The organism is Salinibaculum sp. SYNS191 (assembly GCF_037338445.1).
GTDB classification, from domain to species: Archaea; Halobacteriota; Halobacteria; order Halobacteriales; family Haloarculaceae; genus Salinibaculum; species Salinibaculum marinum.
Window position 1 is genome coordinate 261,326 of the sequence record NZ_CP147838.1, and the last position, 17,383, is coordinate 278,708.

At 65.9% G+C, this 17,383-nt stretch carries 18 protein-coding genes; 13 read left to right on the plus strand and 5 right to left on the minus strand.

The window, feature by feature from the left end; all coding sequences use genetic code 11:
- Positions 1 to 30: 30 nt before the first annotated feature.
- On the minus strand, positions 31 to 195 hold the full coding sequence (locus WDJ57_RS01430; protein WP_338903201.1) for a hypothetical protein: 165 nt from the start codon (positions 193 to 195) through the stop codon (positions 31 to 33).
- A 351-nt stretch (positions 196 to 546) separates the two neighbouring features.
- On the opposite strand from WDJ57_RS01430, the gene WDJ57_RS01435 reads away from it, so the two are divergent.
- Positions 547 to 1,344, plus strand: a complete 798-nt coding sequence (locus WDJ57_RS01435; RefSeq protein WP_338903203.1) for a GNAT family N-acetyltransferase — start codon at positions 547 to 549, stop codon at positions 1,342 to 1,344.
- A gap of 408 nt (positions 1,345 to 1,752) precedes the next feature.
- On the opposite strand, the gene WDJ57_RS01440 is transcribed toward WDJ57_RS01435, so the two are convergent.
- Together WDJ57_RS01440 and WDJ57_RS01445 are read right to left on the minus strand one after the other, a co-directional pair.
- Positions 1,753 to 2,409, minus strand: coding sequence for an AIM24 family protein (locus WDJ57_RS01440; protein ID WP_338903205.1), 657 nt, complete (start codon positions 2,407 to 2,409; stop codon positions 1,753 to 1,755).
- Positions 2,410 to 2,559: 150 nt separating this feature from the next.
- Positions 2,560 to 2,787: a HalOD1 output domain-containing protein gene (locus WDJ57_RS01445; protein WP_338903207.1), complete on the minus strand. Its 228-nt coding sequence runs from the start codon at positions 2,785 to 2,787 to the stop codon at positions 2,560 to 2,562.
- Between the two features lie 209 nt (positions 2,788 to 2,996).
- On the opposite strand from WDJ57_RS01445, the gene WDJ57_RS01450 reads away from it, so the two are divergent.
- The 6 genes from WDJ57_RS01450 to WDJ57_RS01475 all read left to right on the plus strand — a co-directional run bounded on the left by WDJ57_RS01450 (position 2,997) and on the right by WDJ57_RS01475 (position 7,401).
- Positions 2,997 to 3,212 carry a hypothetical protein gene (locus WDJ57_RS01450; RefSeq protein WP_338903209.1) on the plus strand — a complete coding sequence of 72 codons (216 nt, stop codon included), beginning with the start codon at positions 2,997 to 2,999 and terminating at the stop codon, positions 3,210 to 3,212.
- Between the two features lie 79 nt (positions 3,213 to 3,291).
- Positions 3,292 to 3,543, plus strand: a complete 252-nt coding sequence (locus WDJ57_RS01455; protein ID WP_338903211.1) for a hypothetical protein — start codon at positions 3,292 to 3,294, stop codon at positions 3,541 to 3,543.
- 103 nt (positions 3,544 to 3,646) lie between these two features.
- Positions 3,647 to 4,753 (plus strand): hypothetical protein, encoded by a 1,107-nt coding sequence (locus tag WDJ57_RS01460; RefSeq protein ID WP_338903212.1) that lies wholly within the window; start codon positions 3,647 to 3,649, stop codon positions 4,751 to 4,753.
- 207 nt (positions 4,754 to 4,960) lie between these two features.
- A complete protein-coding gene (locus WDJ57_RS01465; protein ID WP_338903215.1) occupies positions 4,961 to 5,926 on the plus strand; it encodes an alpha/beta fold hydrolase in 966 nt (321 codons plus the stop codon).
- A 47-nt stretch (positions 5,927 to 5,973) separates the two neighbouring features.
- Positions 5,974 to 6,456 (plus strand): DUF309 domain-containing protein, encoded by a 483-nt coding sequence (locus WDJ57_RS01470; RefSeq protein ID WP_338906229.1) that lies wholly within the window; start codon positions 5,974 to 5,976, stop codon positions 6,454 to 6,456.
- A gap of 150 nt (positions 6,457 to 6,606) precedes the next feature.
- Positions 6,607 to 7,401, plus strand: a complete 795-nt coding sequence (locus WDJ57_RS01475; RefSeq protein WP_338903218.1) for a succinylglutamate desuccinylase/aspartoacylase domain-containing protein — start codon at positions 6,607 to 6,609, stop codon at positions 7,399 to 7,401.
- A gap of 9 nt (positions 7,402 to 7,410) precedes the next feature.
- Here WDJ57_RS01475 and WDJ57_RS01480 read toward each other — a convergent pair whose 3' ends face one another.
- A complete protein-coding gene (locus tag WDJ57_RS01480; protein ID WP_338903220.1) occupies positions 7,411 to 7,860 on the minus strand; it encodes a UPF0179 family protein in 450 nt (149 codons plus the stop codon).
- A gap of 48 nt (positions 7,861 to 7,908) precedes the next feature.
- Positions 7,909 to 8,295: a DUF5820 family protein gene (locus WDJ57_RS01485; protein ID WP_338903221.1), complete on the minus strand. Its 387-nt coding sequence runs from the start codon at positions 8,293 to 8,295 to the stop codon at positions 7,909 to 7,911.
- A gap of 562 nt (positions 8,296 to 8,857) precedes the next feature.
- Between WDJ57_RS01485 and WDJ57_RS01490 the strand changes: the two genes are divergently transcribed.
- The 6 genes from WDJ57_RS01490 to WDJ57_RS01515 all read left to right on the plus strand — a co-directional run bounded on the left by WDJ57_RS01490 (position 8,858) and on the right by WDJ57_RS01515 (position 17,365).
- Complete coding sequence (locus tag WDJ57_RS01490) at positions 8,858 to 10,930, plus strand: PrkA family serine protein kinase (protein ID WP_338903222.1); 2,073 nt, start codon at positions 8,858 to 8,860, stop codon at positions 10,928 to 10,930.
- 4 nt (positions 10,931 to 10,934) lie between these two features.
- On the plus strand, positions 10,935 to 13,214 hold the full coding sequence (locus WDJ57_RS01495) for a PrkA family serine protein kinase (protein ID WP_338903224.1): 2,280 nt from the start codon (positions 10,935 to 10,937) through the stop codon (positions 13,212 to 13,214).
- Entirely contained in the window at positions 13,205 to 14,509 is a 1,305-nt protein-coding gene (locus WDJ57_RS01500; protein ID WP_338903226.1) for a YeaH/YhbH family protein, read from the plus strand. Before WDJ57_RS01495 ends, WDJ57_RS01500 begins: the two co-directional genes overlap by 10 nt.
- On the plus strand, positions 14,506 to 16,500 hold the full coding sequence (locus WDJ57_RS01505) for a SpoVR family protein (RefSeq protein WP_338903228.1): 1,995 nt from the start codon (positions 14,506 to 14,508) through the stop codon (positions 16,498 to 16,500). Before WDJ57_RS01500 ends, WDJ57_RS01505 begins: the two co-directional genes overlap by 4 nt.
- 72 nt (positions 16,501 to 16,572) lie before the next feature.
- Positions 16,573 to 16,959 (plus strand): hypothetical protein, encoded by a 387-nt coding sequence (locus tag WDJ57_RS01510; RefSeq protein WP_338903231.1) that lies wholly within the window; start codon positions 16,573 to 16,575, stop codon positions 16,957 to 16,959.
- A gap of 25 nt (positions 16,960 to 16,984) precedes the next feature.
- Entirely contained in the window at positions 16,985 to 17,365 is a 381-nt protein-coding gene (locus WDJ57_RS01515) for a secondary thiamine-phosphate synthase enzyme YjbQ (protein ID WP_338903233.1), read from the plus strand.
- Positions 17,366 to 17,383: the final 18 nt, after the last annotated feature.

Genomic DNA, 17,383 nt, shown 5'->3' on the forward strand with positions numbered 1-17,383 from the left:
CGAGATGGCGGTCCCGGTGCCCTCGTCCGCTCAGTTCCGGACGTACAGGAACACGAATGCGTGCGCGGTCAGGGCCAGGAGCAGAAGCGAAGCGACCCCGGCCGACCGGAGCGTGGTCGCTACTCCGACGCTCAGGACGAAGGCCACCGCCGCCAGGACGGTCAGCCTTTCCTCGCGTGGGGCCGATTCGAACATACTCACCCCTGTATAGGCAGTGAGCGCACCATAAAACTGTGTCAGACATCCACTAGCAGCTAGACAGGTAGTGGACGTGAGGCGAGACGGACGGTGCCGCCGCCCGCGTTTCCACCACATTTAACTTGGATGGGTCCCGGAACATCTAGTGACGCTTCGACTTGGAGGGCCGAAGCGTCAGCGGGGACCTATTCAGGGCGGCACCGCGGCCCACTTTTCCCGGCCGCGGTTCATCCCTTTCACACCAGTTCTCTACCCTCGGGTGAACTCCCGTGGCCGTCCCGGGCGCTTCCGTCTCGTGTTCGTCTGACAACACGAAAGACTATGAAGACGACAGGTGACTCTAGGCCCATGAGCGACGCGGCGCAGTTCGAGCACGTTCACCGTCGGCAGATATTCGAGTACGTCGAGCGCAACGGGGCCGTCGAGCGGGAGACGGCGCGAACGAACGTCCTGGTCCGGCCGGAGACCGGGTCGAAACCGGCGCGGTCCGGGTCGGGACTCGAACCGTCCGTCCCGCTGTCGACGGAGGAGTTCGACCATCACGTCTCGATTCTCAAACGCGACGGCCACCTGGAGGAACGCGACGGGAAACTCCGGGTCGCGCTCCCGGTCGACGACGACGCGCGAACCGTCGACCTCGACGGTGTGGAGGCGACTGTCCGGCCGGCCCGGCAGGAAGACATCACGGGCATCGTCGGCGTCATCGAGACCGTCGCGTCCGTGGACAGCTACGTCGTCGCCGGCCGCCTCGCGGAGGAGGTCACGCGCGAGGACGTCCTCCTGCGCCACAACGAGAGCGAGGACAGGGTGTTCTTCGTCGCCACGGTGAGCGACGACATCGTCGGCTGGCTCCACGTCGGCGGCACGAAAGCCCCGAAGATGGGCCACACGGCGACGCTGACGCTGGGCATCCTGGAGGAGTACCGCGGCAACGGGCTCGGGTCCACGCTCATGGAGAGCGGTCTGGAGTGGGCCAGCGGTCACGGCTACGCCAAAGTCTACCAGAACCTGCCGGCGACGAACGACCGGGCAATCGCGTTCCTCGAAGCGGAGGGCTGGTCGGTCGAATCGACGCGGGAAGGCCACTATCGAATCGACGACGAGCTCGTCGACGAGGTGCAACTCGCCATCTGGCTCGACGACTGAGACCCGTTCGGACTTTTCGAGCGTCCGCGCCCAGAGAGCAGCGAGCGGACAGCGACCGGTCGTCCGGTTCCGACTGGCGCTCCTTCGGCGTCTTCAACGGCTCGTTGCACCGAACTTCGGCGTCGCTGGCGGCGGTACCAGTTCGCGAAAACACTTCACAGACGGTGTAGCTACTCGAAGACGCTCTCTACTCCCCCGGAACAGTCTCCCGGGTCTATCTGCCCGGACAGTCTGAGTCCGGGATGCCGCACACTGCGGCACCGGGACGGCGGGGAGCGTGGGGCGCTTTCATCCCTCGCCCGACTCACTCCGCCGTCCTGCGTACACTGGGCCGACGAAAGACACGTCGCTGTCGGGGCCGGACAGTGCAAAAAATGCAGGTGGTGACGTGCGTTCGTCCGTCGCTTTTCAGGCGAATTCCTCGTAGGGCTGGACCACGACGAAGCCGTCCTCGCCGGTGAAGTCCATCTGGAACCGCTCGCCGGACTCCTGGCCGATCATGTCGGAGAGGTTCTTGTTGACCTGGACGTTCGGGGAGGTGTCGCTCCAGGCGACGGTTGCGCTCGGGTCCGTCGAGACCGGCGGGGTGAGTACGAGCGGGTCGCCGTGGGTGGTGAGGGCGACGTATCCCGGACCTTCGAGGTAGACGTTGGTGAGTCCGCCTGCGAAGGACCCTGCGAGACTGTCGATCGAACTAATCTCGTAGGAGATGTCGGACTCGAACGCGAGGATGTCTTCGCCGTTGACCGTGACCGACTCTCCCGGGTCCAGTTCGAGGACCTGGACCTTCTTCTGCTGGTCGGCGAGGTAGACGTGACCGTCGCCTTCGACGGTCATGACGGGCGTTCCCTCGCCGGACGCGGCCTCTTTGATGAGGCCGCTGATGCCGCCTTCTGCCGACGCTTTCCCGGTGAACGAGAGGTCGCCGGTGTAGGCGATCATCGAGCCGACTTTCGCCATCATCGAGCCGTCGACGGCGACGTCGAGCGTGTAGCTGTTCTCTAGCTGGAACGGTTCGTCGCTTTCCGTGGGGGCGTGTGCTTGCTGGAACTTCTCGATGTCCATACTTTCACAGAGCCAAATCAGGGCGGCTCTACTAGACAATTCGAGAAACACAACAAGAAAGTGATGGATTCGGACGGCCCCCTGGAAGCGGGAGCATCCCCCGTCGCGAGTACGTCGCCCCCAGCGTCCGCACCCCCGCGTTACTCGCGGTTACTCGGGCAGCGGCCGGACAGTGATCGCACCGTCGTGGTCGACGGTGACCTGGTACCCCTCGTACGCAAACTGGAGGGTCCGCGTGGAGTCCGTCGGTGCAGGGAACAGCGTATCGAGACTCTCGGGGTCGATAGCGTCGCTGATGGGCGTGAGTTCAGTCGGTCGAACGCCCCTGGTGTCGGCCACGTTCGTGACGACACGGCGAGCGACTGGTGGGCTCTCCATGTCGAAGATGTTCGGAGAACGGTTATTTAAATTCAGCGTGCAGTATCATGAATTCCACATATGGGCTCAATCGCAGGACGCTGTCGCACTCCCCCGTTCTCACATCTGAATCTCGGCCACAGTGGTTATTTCATTGATAAATAATGGAGTCGACGGGACTCGCTGTCGGTGAACAAGACTATTACCCTGTCCCTCCTCGGCCCCTACAGATGCCGTCAGCGACAGACGTCACCGGTGGCCTCACGTTCCTCTTCCTGGCAGTAACGCTGCTCTGCATCGTCAGTCACTACCCCGGGAACATCTTCGCCCCCTTGAACGCCACGCTCGACATCCAGGGGGTGGTGGACGACTGCCTCGCGCCGGCCGCACTGACCGGGTTGAGTCTCGTCGTCACCGTCGTCATGGCGTGGGCAGAGGGCGACTGACCACCTGCGAGCCGTCGACGGTGGAGACCCGTGTGGGAGGGCCCCAACTACTATGTGTCATTGCACTATCCTTTCTGCTATGACCAGCAAGCCCTCACCGATGGTCTACGTGCTCGGCACGACGGTCGGTGCGTCGCTCGCGTACCTCGTCAGCGTCCCCCTGGCCTCATACATCGGGGGACTGCTCGCTGCGTCCGTCTTCTTCCTTGTGGTCTCGTCGATGTACTTCATCGCGACGAACGCGCTCATCAGGGAGTGGTTCGAGTACGCGACGGCAGCGGGAATCGTCCAGACAGCGGCCGAGGACGACGCCGGCGTCGAGAGCGAGTGAGACAGAACGTCGAGCGCGGGGCCAGTCCGGGCACATGCCGCTGGGTGCGAGACTACCGGGCGCGGGACAGGTTTATTTACCGACACTCTGGAAACTGTAGCGTATGACGGAGGGCAGCGAACGACCCGGCGTCCAACCGACGCCCGGCAGCGACGTCGCGGATGAGAGGGTAGACAGCTGGCTGCCAGGTGCGAGCGGTGGGGACCTCTGGCTGGACCAGTTCGCCACCTACCTCGGGTTCGGCGTTCTCACCGACCGCTTCGCCCCGAATGTGCCGCCATCGTACGTCTACGCGACTGTACTGGTCGTCGCCTGGACCGTCCTCTCGGCGGCGGCCGACGTGCTCGTCTTCGGGACGCCGCCAATCTACGTGACCAACCCGTACTTCCTCCTCCAGCCGATCGTCCTCATCGGTGGGGTGTACGGTGCCCACTCCCTCCACCGGTCGTACCTGCAGGCCGTCGAGGAGATGAAACTCGCCGAACGCGCGGACGAGCCAGAGCGGTTCCGCGACATCGTCCCCGGGTGGTTGCCGTGGGCGCTCTTCGCGGCGGCCGCCGGTCTGCAACTCTTCCGCGCCTACGTCAACCTCGCCGACTTCACGACGATGGGCGTGGTGGCGAACACGGTCGTCTTCCCGTTCCTGTACGCGCCGATACTCGTCCAGTTCTTCGTCGTCTACGTCGGTATCGAGTTCGTCGCGCCCTGGCGACTCTACCGCTCGGACGTCGGTATCCACTTCCTCGACCCGCACGGCGTCGGCGGGCTCCGACCCATCGGCGAGCTAATCAAGAAGGCCTACTACTTCATCGTGGTCGGCCTGGTCGTGTACGCGCTCATCACGTACGCGCCGGGCGTGTCGGGGTGGGAGATATCCGCCACGGCCGGGACCATCTTCACCGGGGTGTGGATACTCACCATTCTGACGGTCGCATTCGCGGTCTTCGTGCTCCACCGGTTCCTCCACCGCGAGAAGCGCCGGAACCTGCAGGCGCTCGAAGCGCAACTGCGGGACTGCCTGGAGGACCCCTGGAAGGTCAAGGAGTACCGCGTGAAAGCGGACGCGGACGGGGACGTCGACGACATCAGACGGCGCATCGAGGAGGTCAGTTCGACGAGCGAGTACCCGGCGACGTTCAGCATCTGGTCGCAACTGGCCCTCAGCGTCGTCATCCCGAAGGCCGTGCAACTGTTCCTGACCGGGATTTGACCGCTGTCGCGACCGCTTCTCACCCGGTGAGACCCAGCGCCTGCGTATATGTCACTGTGCGACCTAGTCAGGGACGTGGGGAGCGATGGACGTCCAGACTGGAGTGCGGATTCGGACTGAGAGACCCGGCCGCCGCAGCGCCGGAGTGCGCGCAACGGTGCCCTCGTCCTCGGCACACCTGCCGGACGCGCCGGGAGGGGATGACACGTGAGCGCACTCGCTCGCGCGGCACGCGTCGCACTCGCCGGTGCTGCCGTCGGTGGGTCCCTGCTGGCCGGGAGGAGACTGCGCCGCGCCTACCGAGAGGACATGCGGGAGGCCTACGCGGCAGTCGAGGACGCCGGGAGTGCCGTCCTCGAAACCGCCGCCGGGGACGTCGAGTTCGTCACGCGGGGCGAGGGGATTCCAGTGCTGGTCGCACACGGCATCGTCGGCGGGTTCGACCAGGCGCTCCAGACGGGCCAGAGCCTCTTCGACGCCGAGACGGCCTGCATCGGCGTCTCACGGTTCGGCTACCTCGGCTCCGAATTGCCGGTCGACAGCACCCCGGAAGCGCAGGCCAGGGCTTACCGGGACGTTCTCGACCACCTCGGGGTCGACGAGACAGTCGTCGTGGGGACGTCGGCGGGCGGGGCACCCGCAATCAGGTTCGCGCTCGACTACCCGGACCGAACGCGAGCGCTGGTGCTGATAGGGTCGACCGCGCCCCGCGAGAGGGAGATAACGGGTGCCACAGGGCCGCCACACGCCATCCTCCGGGACTCTGTGTTCTGGCTGCTCGTCACGTACGCGCCGTGGGCGTTCCTGAAACTTTTCGGGGTCGACGGCGACGACTACGCCGCCGCCGCGCCCGAGGAGCAGCGCCGCGTCGAGGCGTTACTGGAGACGCTGCTCCCCGTGGAACCGCGCAAACAGGGCATCTACAACGACGAGCGCGTGACCAACACCGCGATGGTCGAACGCGACGACGAGTACGACCTGGAGTCGCTGCGCGTCCCGACGCTGATACTCCACGCGGAGGACGACCCGCTGGCGTCGTTCGCGGACGTCGAGCGGATGGCCGTTCGCATCCCCGACGCGACCTTCCGCCCGTACCGGACCGGTGGCCACCTGGTGTTCGGTCACGGCGACGAGGTCCGCCGGACCGTCACCGATTTCGTGGAGTCGGCGTAGACGGGCCACCGACGGATTGAGGGATGCGCCGCTCGTACCGGCTCTCGATGGACGACCACACGCGCGACCCGAGCGTCGGTCCGCCCGCGGCCAACCCGACGGGGTGGGACCTGGCGCGCGAGCGGTGGGAACACGCCACGCTGCGCCGGGCGACCGTCCACGGGGTCGCGCTGTACAACAGCGGCGAGTACCACGATTCCCACGACTGCTTCGAGGACGAGTGGTACAACTACGGCCGGGGGACCACCGAGAGCAAGTTCCTCCACGGGATGGTACAGGTCGCCGCCGGCGCGTACAAACACTACGACTTCGAGAACGACGACGGCATGCGGTCGCTGTTCCGGACGGCGCTGCAGTACCTCCAGGGCGTCCCGGGCGACTTCTACGGCGTCGACGTCCTCGGCGTTCGGACTACGCTCACAAACGCGCTGACCGACCCGACGGTCCTCGACGGGTGGACCATCGAACTGGACGGCGAGCACCCGACCGCGGGACAGGCGGATTACGAGTACGCCGACGGCCTCGACTGAGCGCGTCTGGACTGTTCGGGGGTGCCGAGAGCGAGCGAGACTTTCTGCCCCGGGCCGGTGCAGGTCGCCGGTGAGTCTCCCACCCACCGGGGCTGGAGAACTGACCGGAACCGCAACGAACACAACCGTGCGCCGGCAAACGGCTGGTAGATGCGGGTGGAACGACTGGGTGACGGAGAACCGGAGGTCGCTATCGTCGGTGGCATCCACGGCGACGAGCCCTGTGGGGTGCGCGCCGTCGACCAGCTCGTCGACGACGAGATGGACGTCCAGCGGCCGGTCGCGCTGGTCGTCGCAAACGAGGAGGCCGTCGCGGCCGGCAAGCGTTACCTCGACGCCGACCTGAACCGGTCGTTCCCCGGAGACCCGACCGCGGAGGCCCACGAGGAGCGGCTCGCGGCCGAGTTGACGGAGCTACTCGCGGACTGTGAAATCCTGTCGCTGCACTCCACCCAGTCCTACGAGGACCTGTTCGCAATCGTCAACGGCCTCGGCGAGTTCGAACGCCACGTCTGCCCGAGTCTGACCGTCCACGCCGTCGTCGACGCTGGCTCGTTCGACAGGGGTCGGATATTCGCCTCCCTGCCGCGGACAGTCGAGGTCGAGTGTGGCTACCAGGGCTCGGACCAGGCCGCGACGAACGCCTACCGGGTCGCGCGCGAGTTCCTGGGTGCCACGGGGGCGCTGCCGGAGGAGGCGCGCACGCCGAATACGGACCTGCCGCTGTTCCGGCTGCACCGGCGGGTACCGAAGGAGCCCGGTCGCGAGTACGAGGTGTACGCCGCGAACTTCCAGGCGGTCGAGGAGGGAGAGGCGTTCGCGGCGATGGGCGGCGAGGACATCGTCGCCGAGGAGCGGTTCTATCCGGTGTTGATGTCGCCCTATGGCTACGAGACGGTGTTCGGCTACGCGGCCGAGCGCCTCGGGACGCTGGCCGACGTCTGACGACGGGGCTCAGTCCACCGGCGGGTCGAACTCCACGAGCGTCAGGTCACGGTCCAGCATGCAGTGGTCGTGTGGCGGGTCGCCGACGACCTCGCCGATGCGATACTCCTCGTCGAAGTCCGCGCCCGCGGGCTCGCAGAACTCGTGGCTCGGGCAGTTCGTGTGCGGGCAGGGCCCTTCGAGGCTCGCGCGACTCCCGGCGAAGGCCGTGTTCGAGGCGACGTTCACCCGGATGGGTGCGGGTTCGACCTCCACCGCGGTCACCCCGGTGTCGTGGACGGCGCAGTCGAGCGTGTTCGCCCCCTCGCGGACGCTCTCGACCCTGTACTTGTGGCCCTCCGTGAGGTTGAGACACTGGTCGCGGTAGGGACAGCCCTCGCAGGCGCTCGACTCCCCGTGGTAGACGAACTCCACCCCGGCCTCGGCGAGTCGCGTTCCGATGAGGGTGACGGTAGTCATAGGACCACGTACGCCGGGGAGCCGATTAAGTCCCCCGACCCGTCGACGTCACTCCTCGCCGCCGGTGAGTTCGTCCAGCGCCTCGAAGTAGTCGGGCCGTGGGACCTGGTAGAGCCCGCGGTAGTCGATGTCCCCGTCCGCCAGCGCGCGGGCCGTCTCGACGGCGCCGTCGACGGCGTCGTCCCGGCTGTCGAATCTCTCCTGGCCGTTGTCCACGTCGGGCTCCAGGAAGAGGGTCACGTACCACGGGTCGTCGGGGGCGGGGCGGTGCTGTCCCGGCCGGCGGTCGCGCTGACCCTTCGTCAGGTAGATAGTGGGCAGGCACGGCGGCGGTATCTCCGCGCCGTTGAAGACGTCGGGCCGGAAGGCGAGGACGACTTTCGCCCCCTCGTCGCTCCATACCTCCCAACCCTCCGGCAGGTTCTCCTGATTCATAGGTCCCGTAGGTGACCGCCCGTCAAGAGTGCCGCGATACGGGTGGAAAGTGTGTGTTCACACATGGCTTACTTATATAAACGAAACACGTGGGCACTTTTTGTCGCTGGCGCGTGGACGACTGCCGTAACCTGATTTCGCACTTTTCGCCGGCCGGAAGGCGGGGCGGATTTGCCGGCCTCGGTGGAAGACTTATATAGATGGAAAACTCATGTGATAAATAGTATCGGTGGTGCTCCGCCGACGACTACCAGCGACGTGGACTGCATCCTGCAGGCCCGTGGTTGGTATGTGTGCACATGCCAGAATCCGACTCAAGGTGGCCCGGCAGGGTTCCCGCGTGCGATGCAGGCACCGACACCGACAGTCGCGATTCTCGTCGCGGAAACCAGCGATGCGTGCATCGAGCGCTCGATAGCGACCGCACCGGTCGTTGCGACCGGTCGCGACTGTCGACTCTCGGTGTGCGTTCGCCCGGACGGGCACGACCGGGCCGGTCACCCGTCGTTCGCGTCGCGGACGGCGCGGGCGTCCGCCACCGAACGACCCCTACCGTGATAGCATGACAGGTACCAAGGAGACTCTCGAAGAGTTGAGCCAGGAGTATCGGGACACGATACCAGGCGACCTGCGCGAGGCGCGCACGTTCGACTGGTATCTCGACCAGCTGTACGAGGACCCGAAGATTGCCCGAAACGCCCACCAGCGGGTCGCGGACATGTTCGACCACTACGGCACAGAGTACGACGAGGAGGCGGGCGTCGTCGAGTACAAACTCGCCTCGGAAGACCCGCTGCACGACGGCGAGAACACCTTCTACGGCCGTGTCATCCACGAGGCGATGCACGAGTTCGTCAACAAGGTCAAGTCCGGCGCGCGCGGGCTGGGTCCCGAGAAACGAATCAAGCTGCTGCTGGGCCCGGTCGGCTCCGGGAAGTCCGACTTCGACCGCCAGGTCCGCCGGTACTTCGAGGACTACACGAGCCTCGACGCGGGCCGGATGTACACCTTCCGCTGGACGAACCTCTGTGACATCATCCCCGACCAGGACCCCGCCGACGACGTCGTCCGGTCGCCGATGAACCAGGACCCGCTCGTCCTCCTGCCGCTGAAACAGCGCAAGAAGGTCATCGAGGCAATCAACGAGGAACTCGACGCCCCGTACACCATCCGCAACGAGCAGGCGCTGGACCCCGCCAGCGAGTTCTACATGGACAAACTGCTGGGTCACTACGACGACGACCTGGAGGCGGTGCTGGAGAACCACGTCGAGGTCATCCGCTTCGTCGCCGACGAGAACCGCCGCGAGGGCATCGAGACCTTCGAGCCGAAGGACAAGAAGAACCAGGACGAGACGGAACTGACCGGCGACGTCAACTACTCGAAGATCGCGGTCTACGGCGAGTCGGACCCCCGCGCGTTCGACTATTCGGGGGCGTTCTGCAACGCCAACCGCGGCATCTTCTCCGGCGAGGAACTGCTGAAACTGCAGCGGGAATTCCTCTACGACTTCCTGCACGCGACGCAGGAGCAGACCATCAAGCCGAAGAACAACCCCCGCATCGACATCGACCAGGTCATCGTCGGCCGGACGAACATGCCCGAGTACCGGGACAAGAAGGGCGACGAGAAGATGGAGGCGTTCAACGACCGCACCAAGCGCATCGACTTCCCGTACGTCCTCCAGTACTCACAGGAGGCCCACATCTACGAGAAGATGCTGCGCAACGCCGACCTGCCGGACATCAAGGTCGAGCCCCACACCCTGGAGATGGCCGGCCTGTTCGGCGTCCTCACCCGCATCGAGGAACCGGACGCGACGAAGGTCGACATGGTCCAGAAGGCCAAGGCCTACAACGGCGAAATCGACGAGACGGAGGACGTCGACGTCAAGAAACTCCGCGAGGAGGCCGCCGAGAAGGCCGACATCGGCGAGGGGATGGACGGCGTCTCGCCCCGGTTCATCGGCGACGAGATAGCCGAGGCCATCATGGACTCGATGCACCGCAGCCGGCAGTTCCTCTCGCCGCTGACCACCTTCAACCACCTGGAGGAGAACCTGGAGAACCACGGCTCCATCGCCGAGGACGAGTTCGAGACCTACTACCGCTACCTGGAGATGGTGCGCGAGGAGTACAAGGAGCGGGCCATCGAGGACGTGCGCCACGCGCTGGCATACGACATCGACGAGATACAGCGCCAGGGCGAGAAGTACATGGACCACGTCATGGCCTACATCGACGACGACACCGTCGAGGACGAGATTACGGGCCGCGAGCAGGAACCCGACGAGCAGTTCCTCCGGTCTGTCGAGGAGAAACTCGAACTGCCCGAGGACCGCAAGGACGACTTCCGCCAGGAGGTCGCGAACTGGGTCTCGCGGCGCGCCCGCGAGGGAGAGACGTTCGACCCGCAGGACAACGACCGCCTGCGCCGGGCGCTCGAACGCAAGCTCTGGGAGGACAAGAAACACAACATCAACTTCTCGGCGCTGGTCTCCAGCGGCGAGATGGACGACGACGAGCGCAACCAGTGGATAGACGCGCTCATCGAGCAGGGGTACTCCGAGGAAGGTGCCAAGGAGGTGCTGGAGTTCGCCGGTGCCGAGGTCGCAAAGAGCGAGATGGAGGACTAAGACCGTGAGCGGCGAGGACTTCATCGGCGCGGCGGACCGGGCGCTCGACGAGACCTACTCGGCCCCGATGAGCCTTGGCGAGTACGTCGAGATGCTGTTCGACCACCCCGAACGCGCGGCTCACGCCTCGAAGTACCTGCTCGACGCCATCGAGGACGCCGGCACGCGCACCGTCATCGAGGAGGGCGAGGAGAAAGAGCGCTACCGTTTCTTCGACGACCCGTGGAACGACGGCGAGCACGCCATCCTCGGCAACACTGCCGTGCTCAACAACTTCGTCGACGACCTGCGCTCTATCGCGGCCGGCCGGGGCAAGGAGGAGAAGATAATCTGGCTCGACGGCCCGACTGCGACGGGCAAATCCGAACTCAAGCGCTGTCTCATCAACGGCCTCCGCGAGTACTCGAAGACCGAGCGGGGCCGCCGGTACACCGTCGAGTGGAACGTCGCCGGTGCGGGCGAATCCGGCGGCCTGACCTACGGCGGCCAGTCGGTCCCCGACGAGGACGACTGGTACGAGAGTCCGGTCCAGTCGCACCCGCTGACGGTGTTCCCCGACAGCGTCCGCCGGGACATCGTGACGCAACTCAACGAGCGCCTGGACGACCACATCCCCGTCCGCGTCGAGGGCGACCTGGACCCGTTCTGCCGCGAGGCGTACGACCACCTCGAAGAGCAGTACCGCCGCAACGGCGAGACGGAACTGTTCTCCGCGGTGACCGACCCGCAGCACCTCCGCGTGAAGAACTTCGTGGTCGACATCGGGCAGGGCATCGGCGTCCTCCACTCCGAGGACGACGGCCAGCCCAAGGAGCGGCTGGTGGGCTCGTGGATGGCCGGCATGCTCCGGGAACTTGACTCCCGCGGCCGGAAGAACCCGCAGGCGTTCTCCTACGACGGCGTCCTCTCGCAGGGCAACGGCCTGCTGACCGTCGTCGAGGACGCCGCCCAGCACGCCGACCTGCTCCAGAAGCTCCTGAACGTGCCAGACGAGGGCCGCGTGAAACTGGACAAGGGCATCGGGATGGACATCGACACGCAACTGGTCATCATCTCGAACCCCGACCTGGAGGCGCAACTGAATCAGCACGCCGACCGCGAGGGCCAGGACCCGCTGAAGGCACTCAAGCGGCGGCTGGACAAGCGCCGCTTCGGGTATTTGACCAACCGGTCGCTGGAGGCGGAACTGCTGCGCCGGGAACTGACCAACGAGACGTCGGTCTGGACCGCGGCCTCGTGGGACCAGATAGAGGAGTGGATACGCGAACCGCTCTCCATCAGCGTCCGCGACAGCAGCGGGACCGTGACCGAACGCGAACTCGCGCCCCACACCATCGAGGCGGCGGCGCTGTACAGCGTCGTCAGCCGCCTGGACAAGAGCGACGTCCCCGGTGGCCTGGACCTGGTGGACAAGGCGCTGCTGTTCGACCGCGGGTACCTGCAGGAGGGCGACGAGCGCATCGAAATCGAGGAGTTCGACTTCGACGACGACGCGGCCGACGGCGACCACGGCATCCCCGTCACCTACACCCGCGACACCATCGCGGACCTGCTGCACGTCGAATCCGACCGGTTCCACGAGGACCTGCCCGTCGAGGGCGTCATCATGCCCCGCGACGTGCTGGACGCGATGGCGGACGGACTGCCCGACGCTCCCGTGTTCTCGAACACCGAGGCCGCGGAGTTCGAGGAGCGGGTCGTCCCCGTGAAAAATCACATCTTCACCCGGCAGGAGGAGGACGTGCTCGACGCGATGATGCGAGACAAGCGCGTCGACGAGGAGACTGTCGAGGAGTACGTCGAGCACGTCTACGCGTGGGCCGAGGGCGAGAAGATAGAGAACGAGCGCGGCGAGCTGGAGGAACCGGACCTGCTGGCGATGAAGGTGTTCGAGGTGGAACACCTCGGCCGCTTTACCGAGGACGACTACGAGGGCGACAAGCCCCACGAACAGGTCCGCAACTTCCGGACGGACAAGATAATCACGGCGCTGAACCGCCACGCGTGGCACCACCGCGACGACGAGTTCCGCGTCAGCGACGTCAACCCCAAGGAGATACCGGTCATCAGGACCGTCCTCGGGAGCCACGACTGGGAGGACGTCCGCCGGACCTTCGAGGACTTCGACCCCCGGCAGTGGGACAATCCGCCCGGCGGCACCGAGACGGCCGCGCTGAAGGAATCCACGATAGAGAACCTCCAGGACATGTACGACTACAGCGAGGCGTCGGCGGAGCTGACCAGCCGCCACGTCATGAGCCAGGTGAGTTACAAATGGGACTGAAAGACGACATCGAGCGGTACCGGGAGGTCGGCGAGGAGCGCCGCGAGGACCTCGCGGAGTTCATCCAGTACGGCGACCTCGGCCAGAGCCGTCCCGATTCCGTCCGCATTCCCATCAAAATCGTCGACCTCCCGGAGTTCGCCTACGCCCAGCGCGACATGGGCGGGGTCGGCCAGGGCGACGCCGAGGAGGGCGACCAGGTCGGTCAGCCCCAGCCCGACGACGGCGACGAGGACGGCGAACCGGGCGAGGAAGGCGGGGAACACGAGTACTACGAGATGGACCCCGAGGAGTTCGCCCAGGAACTCGACGAGGAGCTGGGACTGGACCTGGACCCGAAGGGCAAGAAGGTCGTCGAGGAAGTCGAGGGCGACTTCACGGACATCACCCGGTCCGGGCCGACGTCGACGCTGGACTTCGAGCGGCTGTTCAAGCAGGGGCTGAAGCGAAAGCTCGCGATGGACTTCGACCGCGACTTCGTCCGCGAGGCGCTGAAAGTCGAGGGCTGGGGCCCGGACGCGGTCTTCGAGTGGGCCCGCGGCGAGAACATCCCCGTCTCCCGGTCCTGGCTTGAGGACGCCTACGACCAGATTCCCCGGGACGAGCGCACCGAGTACGAGAGCATCGAGGAGATGGAGGAGCGCGTCGAGCGCACGTCCACCGCCGAGCGCATCCGCCGTGAGGGCGTCGACCAGATTCCCTTCCGCCGGGAGGACGAGCGCTACCGCTACCCCGAAATCGAGAAGGAGCGCGAGAAGAACGTGGTCGTCGTCAACATCCGCGACGTCTCCGGGAGTATGCGCCAGAAGAAGCGCGAACTCGTCGAGCGGACGTTCACGCCGCTGGACTGGTACCTCCAGGGCAAGTACGACCACGCCGAGTTCGTCTACATCGCCCACGACGCGGAGGCCTGGGAGGTCGAACGCGAGGACTTCTTCGGCATCCGCTCGGGCGGCGGGACGCGCATCTCCTCGGCGTACGAACTGGCGATGGAGCGCCTGGACGAGGCGTACCCCTGGAGCGAGTGGAACCGCTACGTCTTCGCGGCGGGCGACAGCGAGAACTCCAGCAACGACACCGAGGAGAACGTCATCCCGCTGATGGAGCGCATCGACGCCAACCTCCACGCGTACGTGGAGACACAGCCCTCGGGCAACGCCATCAACGCGACCCACGCCGAGGAGGTCGAACGGCACTTCCGTGAGGCAGGCGACGTCGCCGTCGCGTACATCTCCAGCCCCGAGGACGTGACCAGCGCCATCTACGAGATTCTCAGCACGGAGGCAGAAGCATGACCACGCGAGACGAGTTCGAGATGCAACGCGAGGCGGAGAAACTGGAGGAGGCCGTCGAGGAGGCCTCCAACCTCGCCGAGAAACTGGGACTGGACCCGTACCCGGTCAACTACTGGATCGTCGACTACGACGAGATGAACGAACTCATCGCCTACGGCGGGTTCCAGCAGCGCTACCCCCACTGGCGGTGGGGGATGCAGTACGACCGCCAGCAAAAGCAGGGCCAGTTCCTCGGCGGGAAGGCCTTCGAAATCGTCAACAACGACAACCCCTCGCACGCCTTCCTGCAGGTGTCGAACAGCCTGGCCGACCAGAAGGCGGTCATCACCCACGTCGAGGCCCACGCCGACTTCTTCAACAACAACGAGTGGTTCGGCCTGTTCGCCGACGACCCGGACGCGGCCGCGATGCTGGCCCGCCACGCGGACGCCATCCGTGAGCACATGCAGGACCCGGAGATAGACCGGGCGGACGTCGAGCGGTGGATAGACCACGTCCTCTGCCTGGAGGACAACGTCAACCAGCACCGCCCCTACGAACCCATCGACCTCGACGAGGAGGTGCCGGAGTTCGAGGCGGCCGACATCGAGGCGGACCTGTCGGACCTCGACCTCTCCGAGGAGGTCCGCCGGCAGGTGTTCGACGACGAGTGGCTGGAGGCACAGCGCGACGACGACGCGCCCGTCTCCTTCCCCGCAGAGCCGTGGAAGGACGTCCTCGGCTTCCTGCGCAAGCACGGCAAGCAGTACGACGACGACGCGGGCAAGGCCGTCGAGATGACCGACTGGCAGCGGGACATCTTAGAGATGCTCCGGCGGGAGGCGTACTACTTCGCGCCCCAGAAGATGACGAAGGTGATGAACGAGGGGTGGGCCTCCTACTGGGAGTCGCTGATGATGGCCGACGAGAACTTCGCCGGCGCCGACGAGTTCGTCACCTACGCCGACCACATGAGCCAGGTTCTGGGCTCGCCCGGGTTCAACCCCTACAGCCTCGGCCTCGAACTCTGGGAGTACGTCGAGAACACGGAGAACCGCCGCCACGTCGCCGAACTACTGCTCCGCGTCGAGGGGTTGACCTGGCGCAACTTCCACGACACCGTCGACTTCAGGGACGTGGTCGAACGGCTCGAACCGGACCCGATGGTCGACGCCATCGACGCCGACGACCTGGAGGCGTTAGACCCGGAGGACCCCCGCGTCGACGCCGAGGCGCTGGCGCGGGCGAAAGCCGGCGACCTCGACGTCGCGGAGTATCCCTGGAAGGTACTTACCTACGAGGGCATGGCGGAACGACACTACTCGCTGGTCAAGCCCCAGTACCGGGGCTTCCTCGGCCACATCAGCCAGGGGGAACTGGAGCGCATCTCGCGGTACATGTTCGACGACGCCCGCTACGGGAGCGTCGAGGAAGCGCTCGAAGACGTCGACTACACGGTCGGCTGGGACCGGATGCGGGAGGTCCGCGAGAGCCACAACGACGTGACCTTCCTAGACGAGTTCCTCACCCAGGAGTTCGTCGACGCCAACGAGTACTTCACCTACGAGTACATGCGCGCGTCGAACGACTACCGCGTCACGTCCACGGACCACCGCGACGTGAAGAAGAAGCTGATGTTGCGCTTTACCAACTTCGGGAAGCCGACGGTCGTCGTCGCCGACGGGAACTACGAGAACCGCAACGAACTCCTGCTGGACCACCAGTACAACGGCGTCAGTCTGGATATAGAGCAGGCCAAGGACACCCTGGAACGGGTGTTCGAACTGTGGGGCCGCCCGGTGAACATCCGCACCATCGTCAAGGAGTACGACGAGCACGACGTCGAGGTGGCCCGGCGGCGGGACCGCGAACCCGAACCGACCGAGCGCGGCCGCCTCATCAGCTTCGACGGGATGGACTTCAGCGAGCGCGAACTCGACTGGGAGGAGGTCGAACACCTCGCCGCGACGGACATCGACTACGACACCAAACCGGACGAGTGGACGGCCTGAGACCGCCACCCGCTCCCGATTCTCACACACGTTAGGTACCGAAAGCTAACCCGTCGGTAGCCAAACGAACGTATGTTCACCCAGCGTTCGGACCCCGACCGGGGGCTCATCCGCCTCGTCTGCGAGGACGACGTGACGGCGGCAGACCTGTCCGGCCACCGCAGGGCCGCGGTGCTGGCGGCCAGGGACCTCGGGCGGCCGTTCGTCGTCGTGACGGAACTGACAGATTGCGCCGCCATCTCGTCGACGGCCGCCGCGGTCATCGCCGAGACGGTCAGCCAGCTCGTCCCCTTCGGACTGGCCGGCGAACTCCGCCTCGTGGGCGAGCGGACGCCCGACAGCGTGCTCGCGGCCTTCGCCGCCCACCAGTCCGCCTTCGACGTGGACGTCGTGACGCTCTCCTCGCAGGAGGCCCTCGACACGGAACTCGACGCGCGCCTGAATCGGACCGGATGTTGATTAACCAGGCCGACGGAGCTACCGTATGAGCGAGTTCACGGTCCAGACTGACGAACGCCTCGTAGTCGTCGATATCACCGACCGCGTGGAAGCCGCCGTCCCGGCGGACGCGACCGGGACCGCGACCGTCTTCGTCCGGCACACGACCGCCGGCATCGCCGTCAACGAGGCGGAGTCGCGGCTGCTCGGGGACTTCGAAACCGCCCTCGCCGACTTCGTCCCCGACGAGGGCTGGGCACACGACGAAATCGACGACAACGCGGACTCGCACGTCCGGGCGCTGCTCGTCGGCCCGAGCGAGACGATTCCAGTCGCGGACGGGTCGCTCGCGCTCGGCACCTGGCAGTCCGTGCTGTTCGTGGAGTGCGACGGCCCCCGGACGCGGACCGTCCAGGTCGTCGTCTGAGGGCGCTGCCGGGTGCGC

Excerpts from the sequence above, each read along its gene's own strand:
- WDJ57_RS01515 (WP_338903233.1), top strand. The coding sequence starts at position 16,985 with ATGAGCGAGTTCACGGTCCAGACTGACGAACGCCTCGTAGTCGTCGAT.
- WDJ57_RS01430 (WP_338903201.1), bottom strand. The coding sequence starts at position 195 with ATGTTCGAATCGGCCCCACGCGAGGAAAGGCTGACCGTCCTGGCGGCG.
- WDJ57_RS01460 (WP_338903212.1), top strand. The coding sequence starts at position 3,647 with ATGACGGAGGGCAGCGAACGACCCGGCGTCCAACCGACGCCCGGCAGC.
- WDJ57_RS01480 (WP_338903220.1), bottom strand. The coding sequence starts at position 7,860 with ATGACTACCGTCACCCTCATCGGAACGCGACTCGCCGAGGCCGGGGTG.
- WDJ57_RS01435 (WP_338903203.1), top strand. The coding sequence starts at position 547 with ATGAGCGACGCGGCGCAGTTCGAGCACGTTCACCGTCGGCAGATATTC.
- WDJ57_RS01485 (WP_338903221.1), bottom strand. The coding sequence starts at position 8,295 with ATGAATCAGGAGAACCTGCCGGAGGGTTGGGAGGTATGGAGCGACGAG.
- WDJ57_RS01440 (WP_338903205.1), bottom strand. The coding sequence starts at position 2,409 with ATGGACATCGAGAAGTTCCAGCAAGCACACGCCCCCACGGAAAGCGAC.
- WDJ57_RS01445 (WP_338903207.1), bottom strand. The coding sequence starts at position 2,787 with ATGGAGAGCCCACCAGTCGCTCGCCGTGTCGTCACGAACGTGGCCGAC.
- WDJ57_RS01500 (WP_338903226.1), top strand. The coding sequence starts at position 13,205 with ATGGGACTGAAAGACGACATCGAGCGGTACCGGGAGGTCGGCGAGGAG.
- WDJ57_RS01510 (WP_338903231.1), top strand. The coding sequence starts at position 16,573 with ATGTTCACCCAGCGTTCGGACCCCGACCGGGGGCTCATCCGCCTCGTC.
- WDJ57_RS01450 (WP_338903209.1), top strand. The coding sequence starts at position 2,997 with ATGCCGTCAGCGACAGACGTCACCGGTGGCCTCACGTTCCTCTTCCTG.
- WDJ57_RS01490 (WP_338903222.1), top strand. The coding sequence starts at position 8,858 with ATGACAGGTACCAAGGAGACTCTCGAAGAGTTGAGCCAGGAGTATCGG.
- WDJ57_RS01455 (WP_338903211.1), top strand. The coding sequence starts at position 3,292 with ATGACCAGCAAGCCCTCACCGATGGTCTACGTGCTCGGCACGACGGTC.
- WDJ57_RS01470 (WP_338906229.1), top strand. The coding sequence starts at position 5,974 with ATGGACGACCACACGCGCGACCCGAGCGTCGGTCCGCCCGCGGCCAAC.
- WDJ57_RS01475 (WP_338903218.1), top strand. The coding sequence starts at position 6,607 with ATGCGGGTGGAACGACTGGGTGACGGAGAACCGGAGGTCGCTATCGTC.
- WDJ57_RS01505 (WP_338903228.1), top strand. The coding sequence starts at position 14,506 with ATGACCACGCGAGACGAGTTCGAGATGCAACGCGAGGCGGAGAAACTG.